Source organism: Streptomyces sp. PU-14G, assembly GCF_041028275.1.
In the GTDB taxonomy this organism is placed as follows: Bacteria; Actinomycetota; Actinomycetes; order Streptomycetales; family Streptomycetaceae; genus Streptomyces.
The window spans coordinates 1-7,631 of the sequence record NZ_JASKYT010000373.1; the positions used below are offsets into that span (position 1 = coordinate 1).

Here is a 7,631-nt window from a genome sequence, read left to right on the forward strand (position 1 = left end):
TGGAGCAGCGCGCCCAGCACGGAGCCGCCCGCCCCCGCGACCAGTTCCCGCACCCGCGCGAGGTCGTCCCGCCGCACCTCCCGCGGATCGCACACGATGAGCACGCAGTCGACCCGGTCGATGAGCGCGATGGCGTCGGCGTACGACAGCACGGCGGGCGCGAGGACGAGCAGCACCCCGTCGCGCTCGTCGGCGTGCCCGATCAGCTGGGTGACGGCCGAGGAGGTCAGCGCCCGGGAGACCTTGCTGACGCGGTATCCGGGGACGAGGTCGAAGACGCCGGACTCGCCCGCGTCGATGGGGATGCGGTGGCCCGCCGGCCAGCCGATGGTGCCGTGGCCGGGGGCGCGGGCCCACCCCGGCTGGATGCCGTCGGCCTGCCTCAGCCGTTCGGTGAGGGAGGGGGTGCGCAGGTCGGCCTCCAACAGCAGCACCTCCCGACCCATCTCGGCGAAGGACGCCGACAGGTTCACGGAGGCGGCCAGCGCGGTGGCGATGCCGCCGCGCGGGGAGACGACGAGGACCCGGCGGCGGCGCGCGAACGTCTCGTCGTAGGCCAGCCGGAACGCGACCGAGCGGTACTCCTCGGCGAGCCGGCCGTCGGCCAGCAGGGAGCGCCGCTCCTGGCGGCGGCCCCTGCGCCGGCGGCGCGGCAGGGTGCCCAGGACGGGGGCGTGCAGGGCGCGCACGACGTCCCCCGGGGTGCGTACGGCCGGGTCGAAGACGAGCCGTACCCAGGCGGCGAGCAGGCCGAGCCCGATACCGACGGCGGCGCCGAGCCCCAGCATCAGCGGCAGTCCGGGCCCCGACGGCGCGGTGGGCGGGGTGGCCTCGGTGACGACGCGGCCCGGTGTGGTGTCCTCGGCGCGCAGGTCGCTGATCCGGCCGTTGATCTCGGCGATGCGGCTGACGACGGAGGAGTGCGCCGACAGGGTGCCGTCGAGCGCTCCTTCCTTGCCGGATGAGGCGATCTCCTCGGCCAGCCGGTCGCGTTCCTTGGTCAGGGGCGCCCGCTGCTTCTCGTAGCGGTCGACCATGTCCTGGATGCGGTCGGCGGCGTCCTTCTCGCGGTTTTCCAGGTAGGCGTCCGCGAAGGCGTTGGCACCGCGTGCGGCGGCCTGGGGGCTGTGCGCGGTGTAGGCGAAGCGCAGCATGCGCGTCTCGGGCGGGTTGGTGACCTGGAGGTCGTCGAGCAGTCGAGGGGGGCCTGCGCGGGTGTCCAAAGAGCGGGCCGCGCGCTCGGCGACGACGCTGCTGGAAGCCGTGCGCCGCTCGGAGCCCATGCTGATCTCGCCCGCCGAGGCGTTCTCCCCGCCGGCGTCGGTGGGCAGCGGGCGGACGGTGATCTCGGTGGTGGCGGCGTAGGAGTCGGCGCCCCGCAGGCCGAGCCAGCCGCCGCCGAGCAGGCCGAGGACGACGCCGAGCGCGATGAGCCAGCGGTAGCGCAGGAGCTGGCGGAACTGGTCGCGCAGCAGGTCGGGTTCGTCGTACGCGGGCGAGCCCGCCGCCTCGCCGGCCGCGTGCCCGTCCCCGGCGGTCATGCCGTGGCGCCTTCCTCGCGGACCGCACCGCGGGCGGCGGGCGGCCGGGGTCTCGCGAGCTGTCTTCCGCGCACGGGCCGCGCCCGCCGCATCCTGAGGGCCTCCTCCAGCAGGGCCGTACACCGGGCCAGTCCCGTCTCGCGGCCGAGGTGTCCGGTGGCGTAGTCGCGGCCCGCGCTGCCGAGTGCGGCGGCGCGGGCGGGGTCGGCGGCCAGGGCCCGGACGGCCGCGGCGAGCGCGGCCGGGTCCTCGGGCGGCACGAGGAGCCCCGCGGCGGAGCGGCGGACCTCCTGCGCGGTGCCGCCGCCGTCGGCGACGGAGGCGAGGACGGGGCGGCCCGCGGCGAAGTAGGAGGTGAGCTTGGAGGGCACGCTCATGTCCAGGACGGAGGCCCGCTGGGTGACGGCGAGGGCGTCGGCCGCCGCCAGGATCTCGGGGAAGTCGGCCTCGGTGGCGGGCGGCAGCAGGTCGACGTTGGGCAGCGGGGCGGCCAGCTCGGCCAAGCGGGCGCGCTGGTTGCCCTCGCCCATCAGGACGACCCGTAGCCCCGGGTCCAGGCGGGCCGTCTCGACCAGCACCTCCAGGCCCTGCTTGAGACCCATGTTCCCGGAGTGCAGCACCACCGTCTCCTCCTCTCCCCAGCCGAGCCGGGCCCGGGTGGCGGCCCGCGCCCGCGTGGGGGCGGCGATGTGCGTCCAGTTGGGGACGGTCCGCACCCGGGCCCTGTGCACACCCAGTGCGGTGACGCGGTCGGTGAAGCTCTCGTGGATGACGCCGACGAGGGCGGCGGAGCTGAGGACCCGGCGCTCGACGGCCGCCGCGAGAGCGGCGGCACGGTCGCCGCCGCGGATGCCGCTCTGGGCAGCCGCGGCACCCATCAGATCCTGCACGACGGGGACGAACGGCACCCCGGCGGCGCGGGCCAGGCGGGCGGCGAGCACGCCCCCGGCGAGGCTGGGCAGCTGCGCGACGACCACGTCGGGGCGGCCCGCGAGGCGGGGCGGGGCGAGCAGCCCGTGCGCGAGGATGGACGCCTCGTACAGCGCCCGGTGGGCGGCGGTCTGGCGGGGCGGAACGGTGTGCCTGCGGCGGTGGACGCGCACCCCTCCGCGCACTTCCGTCGCCCGCCACACGCCCCGCCAGGCGGGATCGGTACGCCAGGCGGGGTAGTGCGGCATCCCCGCCAGCACGTGCACCTCCCAGCCGTCCCGCGCCGCCCAGTGCTCGGCGACCTGCGCCGCGTACGGCCCGATGCCCGCCTGCTCGGGTGCGTAGTTGGTCGACACCAGCAGCACCCGGCGTGCGGGCACAGCGAAGCCGTTCACCATGGAAATCCCCCCATACGTCCGCCCCTCGTTCCCCTGAGAGCTTCCCCCGCGTCCCCCTCCGGCAGGGTAGCGCCTGCGGTGCGCGGTTTCCCCAACATGTCCCCGTTTCCTGCTGGTTGTGGTTGCATGCAGCGTGGTTGCGTGCAGCGCTGTTGCATGCAGCGATGCGGCCCGCGCCCGTGGAGGGCCGCCGGGCGCCGCCCGGCGGGCCGCCCGCGAAGGACACGTTCTGGGGGGACCAGCCATGACGCACACCGTGGGCTACGCGCCCGGCGCCTACGACCTCTTCCACGTCGGCCACCTCAACCTGTTGCGGCACGCCCGCGCACGCTGCGACTACCTGGTCGCGGGCGTCGTCTCGGACGAGATGGCCGAGCACGCCAAGGGCAGACCGCCGGTCATCCCGCTCGTCGAACGCCTGGAGATCGTGCGCAGCATCAGCTTCGTGGACGCCGCGTTCGTGGAGACGGTGCCGGACAAGCTGGTCACCTGGCAGCAGATCCGCTTCGACGTCCTGTTCAAGGGGGACGACTGGCGGGGTACGCCCAAGGGCGACAAGCTGGAGGCGGACTTCCGTACGGTCGGCGTCGAGATCGTCTACTTCCCGTACACCATGCATACCTCCTCCACTCAGCTCCGCCGCGCCCTCGACGCGCTGGCCGGACCCGAGCCCGTCACGCCCGAGACGGCGCGGACAGCTCCCTGAACCACTTGCCGCCGAACGCCACGAGGAAGACCGCGTAGCACCCGAACAGCACGGCGTAGGCGGCCCGGAACAGCTCCGGGCCGCCCAGCAGCAGGAACAGCACGCAGAAGACGCCGTAGTCGACCGGCAGCAGCGCCACCGCACGCCACGCCGAGGGGGGCCGGGCGGCCCCGGCGTCCCCGCCGCGGGGCCGCAGCTTGTCGGTGAGCAGCCCGCCGAAGAACACCAGCACCGCCACCAGCTGGAAGCCCAGCGGCAGCAGCAGCCAGCCCTCGCCGGGCAGTTGGCCGAAGCGGTGGAAGGAGACCAGCACGGCGGCGTGCACCGCGACGATCTTCGCGCAGTCCACGACGTGGTCGAGCCACTCACCCGCCGGACTGCCACCGCCGCGCAGCCTGGCCAACTGCCCGTCCGCCGAATCCAGCGCGAAACCGACCACGAGCGCACCCCAGACCGCCACCCCCAGCCCCCACGAGGGCCGCACCAGCGCCACCGCCGCGATCCCCGCGAAACTGCACACGGCGCTCGCCAGCGTGACCAGGTTGGGGGTCAGCCCCACCCGGTAGGCGGCAGCGGCCAGCACGCGGCCGAGGGGCCGGTTGACGTACCGCGAGTAGAGGGAGACCCCCTTCGACGTCTTCTGCGCGGCCCGTAACGCGCCAAGAGCGGCCCGAAACCCGCCCGAGGGCCCGCCCGCTCGTGTGGTCCCAGCCATGTGTCCCCCTCGCTCGGTGTGCCGCGCATACTGTGCCAGGCACCGCGCGAGGCGCCACACCCCGCAAGGTAGGGTCACGTTCGCCAACAGCACCGGGAGGGGTTGAACAGGTGAAGGGGACGAGGGCCCGGGGGCCCGCACGCATACCGCTGGCGGCGACCGTGACAGCCGGGGCACTGCTCGCCTCGCTGACCGGCTGCGTCACCGTGCACGGTGAGAGCGCCGTGGTCCCCGCGCTCAGCAAGACCGAGGCGGCCGGCGTCCTCGCCACGTTCGTGAAGAAGAACAACCGCGCCAACACCGCCTACGACGTCGACCTCAACGCCACCATCGAAACCGGCCCCCTCGGTGCCATCGACCAGGCCGGGCTCACCTCCCGCAAAAAGGTCCGGCCCAAGGGCAACCCCGACTACAACCGGCTGGAGCTGACCGACACCCGCTACCTGATCCCCGAACAGGCGGGCTGGCCCAAGTTCTTCGTCACCGACTCCCGGAGCAACCGCAAGGGGCAGGGCCGCTGGCTCTTCGTCTTCCAGCGCGACCGCGCTGACGGGCCGTGGAAAGCCTCCTACCTGTCCGTGATCGACCCCGACGCGCTGCCCGAGTTCGCCCGGGACGGACACGGCCATGTGAAAACCGTCCCGGTGGCCGGCGGCGACGCCGGGCTGACCGTGCCGCCCGACGAGCTGAGCCGGCGGTACGCCCGCTACCTCCAGGAAGGCGCGGGCGACGACTTCGCGGCCGGGCCGCACACCAGCGAGCAGCGGGAAGAACGCGTCGCGGAAGCGAAGCGCAAGAACGTGCGCAACGAGTTCGCCGACCAGGCGGCGGAACCTCCGCAGTACGCGCCCTTCGGGCTCCGCACCAAGGACGGCGGCGCCCTGGTCTTCTTCGCCACCCGCCACCACCACAAGCAGACGCTGCCGCGCGGCTACCACCCCGAGGTCAAGAATCCGCTGGTCAAGGCGCTGATGAAGGGGAAGCCGAAGCAGTCGGTCACGTACGTGCGGATGTCGGAGCAGGCCGTGACCGTTCCGACCAAGAAGTCCAACGGCAAGGTGACCTTCCTCAGCCGCGTCGAGGGCCTGACCTCCGCCCACGGCAGCTGACACGCCGCGCCCCTACCGCGTCCCCGCGCCACCGGCCCGGGCCCGCGCGGCCTGGACCGGGCGCGGCGCTCAGCGGGCGGGCCAGGGTGCGCGCTCTTCCAGGCCGTCCACGGTGATGGCGTACTCCGCGCAGGCGTCGGTGAGGGTTTCCAGCAGGGTGAGGGGTTCGGGGAGCTGCGCTCCGGCGGCGGGAGGCCGCAGCCACCGCACGCCCTCGTCCTGGTCCGGCAGCCGGGAGGGCGGCATCAGGACGTAGCTGCCCCGGCAGTGCCACCGCAGCCCGGGGTGCTCCTCCATCGTCTCGGGGTGGCTGTCCAGCTCGCAGGGCCACCACTCGTCCTCGTCCTCCGGCCTGCCCCGCGTCTTGGTGAAGAAGAGCATCCGGTCCTCGCCCAGCAGCGCGACCGGCCCGAGCACGGGTTCGGCGACGACACCCGAACCGGTCTCACCGCCGTCACCGGAGCCGGCGCCCTCGGCCGTGCCGGGGCCGGCCTCACCGCCGAGGGCGCCGTCGGCTCCGCTGTCGCGCTCGCGGGCCTCCAGCCGGGCCAGCGCCGCGTACCCCGCTTCGGCGGGGACGTCCAGGACGTCGTGGGCACGGCCCGTGGCGGTGATGAAGTTGGCCTGCGGTTCGGCGTGGAGCCAGCGTTCGAGCTGGGCGCGGTCGGTGGTGGCCTGGGTCTGCCAGGCGAAGGAGAGAGGGTGCCGCCCCGGGGTGGGACAGCCGATCCGTACGCAGGAGCAGCCGTACCCGGAGGGGTGGGCGGCCGGGGCGAGGGGGAAGCCGGCCTCGGCGGCGGCGAGCAGGAGGTCCGCGCGGTCTTCGGCGGTCTCGGCGCCTGCGGACGCCCGGCCGCCGCGTGGTGACCAGCGGCGTGACCGGGGCGCGCGGCCCGAGGCCGGCTGCGCAGGGGCACGGTCGCCGCCGCGTGCGGCTTCCGCTTGGGCGGCCCGGCGGCGCAGCCACTGGGCGATCCTGCTCTCGCGTTCCATCTACCGCCTCACTCCGCGACTGTGCTGCCAGGGCGAATCGTGAATTCCGAGGGTACGCAGCGCGTCGGCGCGCTGAGGGGCAATCCGCGGATCACGGACGACTCCCCCCTATCCTGCGCTGTCCGTCGCGCGATCGGGAACGCGGGGTCGGCCGCGTCACTCGTGAGGACCACCCGGGCGGGCGTCCCGCCCGGCGGATCGTCCGGGTCCCCTCTAACTTGGGTCCATGGTCACAAAGGCGGTTTTCGTCCCCATGGTGCGGTTGGTCCCCTTGGCTCTCGCGGTCGCCCTGACGGCACCGGTGGTGGGGGCCGGCGAGGCGGCTGCGGCGACGGCGGAGGCGGAGGCCTTGAGGCAGCCCGCAGGAGCGGGGGCCGCGGCGGGCGTCCGGTCCCGGCCAGGGCCCGAGGGCGCCGGCGCGGGCGGCGACGGCGGGGCCGACGCACGGCTGCCGGGCACCCCCCAGCTGACCGGCACGACCGTCACGGCGCACCGGGGCGGCGCCAAGGAGGTGCCGGAGAACAGCATGCAGGGGCTCGCCGCGACGTTCCAGCGCGGCTACGCGCGGGTGCTGGACACCGACATCCGGCAGCTGCGCGACGGCACGCTCGTGGCCATGCACGACGCGACGCTCGACCGCACCACCGACAAAAGCGGCAAGGTGAGCGCGCTGGACTGGAACGACTGGCAGGACGTGCGGATCACCCCCGAGCGCGGCTTGCCGGGGCGCTGGCACCCCGAGCGACCGCCGTCGGTGCGGGAGATCCTGGACAGGTTCGGCGGGCGCGGCCTGCTGATGCTGGAGCTGAAGGACCCCGCCGGGCTGCCCCGGCTGGCGCGGCTCATCCGGGAGCGGCACCTGTCCCGCTCGGTGCTGGTGGAGTCCAACGATCCCCAGGTCGCCGAGCGGGCGCACGCACGGGGTCTGCTGACGGCCGTGTGGCGTTCGGCGCGGCAGCTGGCCGAGGACAGGCCGGCCCGCTGGAAGCGGTACGTGACCATGCTCAGCGTCGACCACGAGACGGCCGCCCGGCACGTCCGCAAGGCGGTGCGCTCGGGTATCACCTACGTGTGGTCGCACACGGTCAACAGCCGGGCGGACCGGGACCGGATGCTGAAGCTGGGCTGCGAGGGCATCGTCACCGACAAGCCGGGCAGCCTGGCCCCGACGGGCGSCSGKSCGKMGKCACCCGCGAGGGGCGAAGGCCCGCAGCGCCACCTCGACGAGCCGGTCGGTGA

The 7,631-nt window shown here is 74.4% G+C and carries 6 protein-coding genes and 1 pseudogene; 3 read left to right on the plus strand and 4 right to left on the minus strand.

Annotation, left to right across the window (positions count from 1 at the left end):
* Both AB8Z75_RS29120 and AB8Z75_RS29125 read right to left on the minus strand, forming a co-directional pair.
* A partial coding sequence (locus tag AB8Z75_RS29120; protein ID WP_369207164.1) for a lipopolysaccharide biosynthesis protein occupies positions 1 to 1,541 on the minus strand: 1,541 nt, incomplete at its 3' end.
* A complete protein-coding gene (locus AB8Z75_RS29125; RefSeq protein WP_369207166.1) occupies positions 1,538 to 2,869 on the minus strand; it encodes a glycosyltransferase in 1,332 nt (443 codons plus the stop codon). The genes AB8Z75_RS29120 and AB8Z75_RS29125, both read right to left, overlap by 4 nt.
* 244 nt (positions 2,870 to 3,113) lie before the next feature.
* Here AB8Z75_RS29125 and AB8Z75_RS29130 point away from each other — a divergent pair, with 244 nt between their 5' ends.
* Complete coding sequence (locus tag AB8Z75_RS29130; RefSeq protein ID WP_369207168.1) at positions 3,114 to 3,575, plus strand: adenylyltransferase/cytidyltransferase family protein; 462 nt, start codon at positions 3,114 to 3,116, stop codon at positions 3,573 to 3,575.
* On the opposite strand, the gene AB8Z75_RS29135 is transcribed toward AB8Z75_RS29130, so the two are convergent.
* A complete protein-coding gene (locus tag AB8Z75_RS29135) occupies positions 3,544 to 4,290 on the minus strand; it encodes a CDP-alcohol phosphatidyltransferase family protein (protein WP_369207170.1) in 747 nt (248 codons plus the stop codon). The two genes, AB8Z75_RS29130 and AB8Z75_RS29135, sit on opposite strands and share 32 nt — an antisense overlap.
* Positions 4,291 to 4,400: 110 nt before the next feature.
* Here AB8Z75_RS29135 and AB8Z75_RS29140 point away from each other — a divergent pair, with 110 nt between their 5' ends.
* A complete protein-coding gene (locus tag AB8Z75_RS29140; protein WP_369207172.1) occupies positions 4,401 to 5,399 on the plus strand; it encodes a hypothetical protein in 999 nt (332 codons plus the stop codon).
* A gap of 69 nt (positions 5,400 to 5,468) precedes the next feature.
* Here AB8Z75_RS29140 and AB8Z75_RS29145 read toward each other — a convergent pair whose 3' ends face one another.
* A complete protein-coding gene (locus AB8Z75_RS29145; protein WP_369207174.1) occupies positions 5,469 to 6,392 on the minus strand; it encodes a bifunctional DNA primase/polymerase in 924 nt (307 codons plus the stop codon).
* A gap of 226 nt (positions 6,393 to 6,618) precedes the next feature.
* Here AB8Z75_RS29145 and AB8Z75_RS29150 point away from each other — a divergent pair.
* Positions 6,619 to 7,631, plus strand: a pseudogene (locus AB8Z75_RS29150) (glycerophosphodiester phosphodiesterase); the annotation flags it as partial.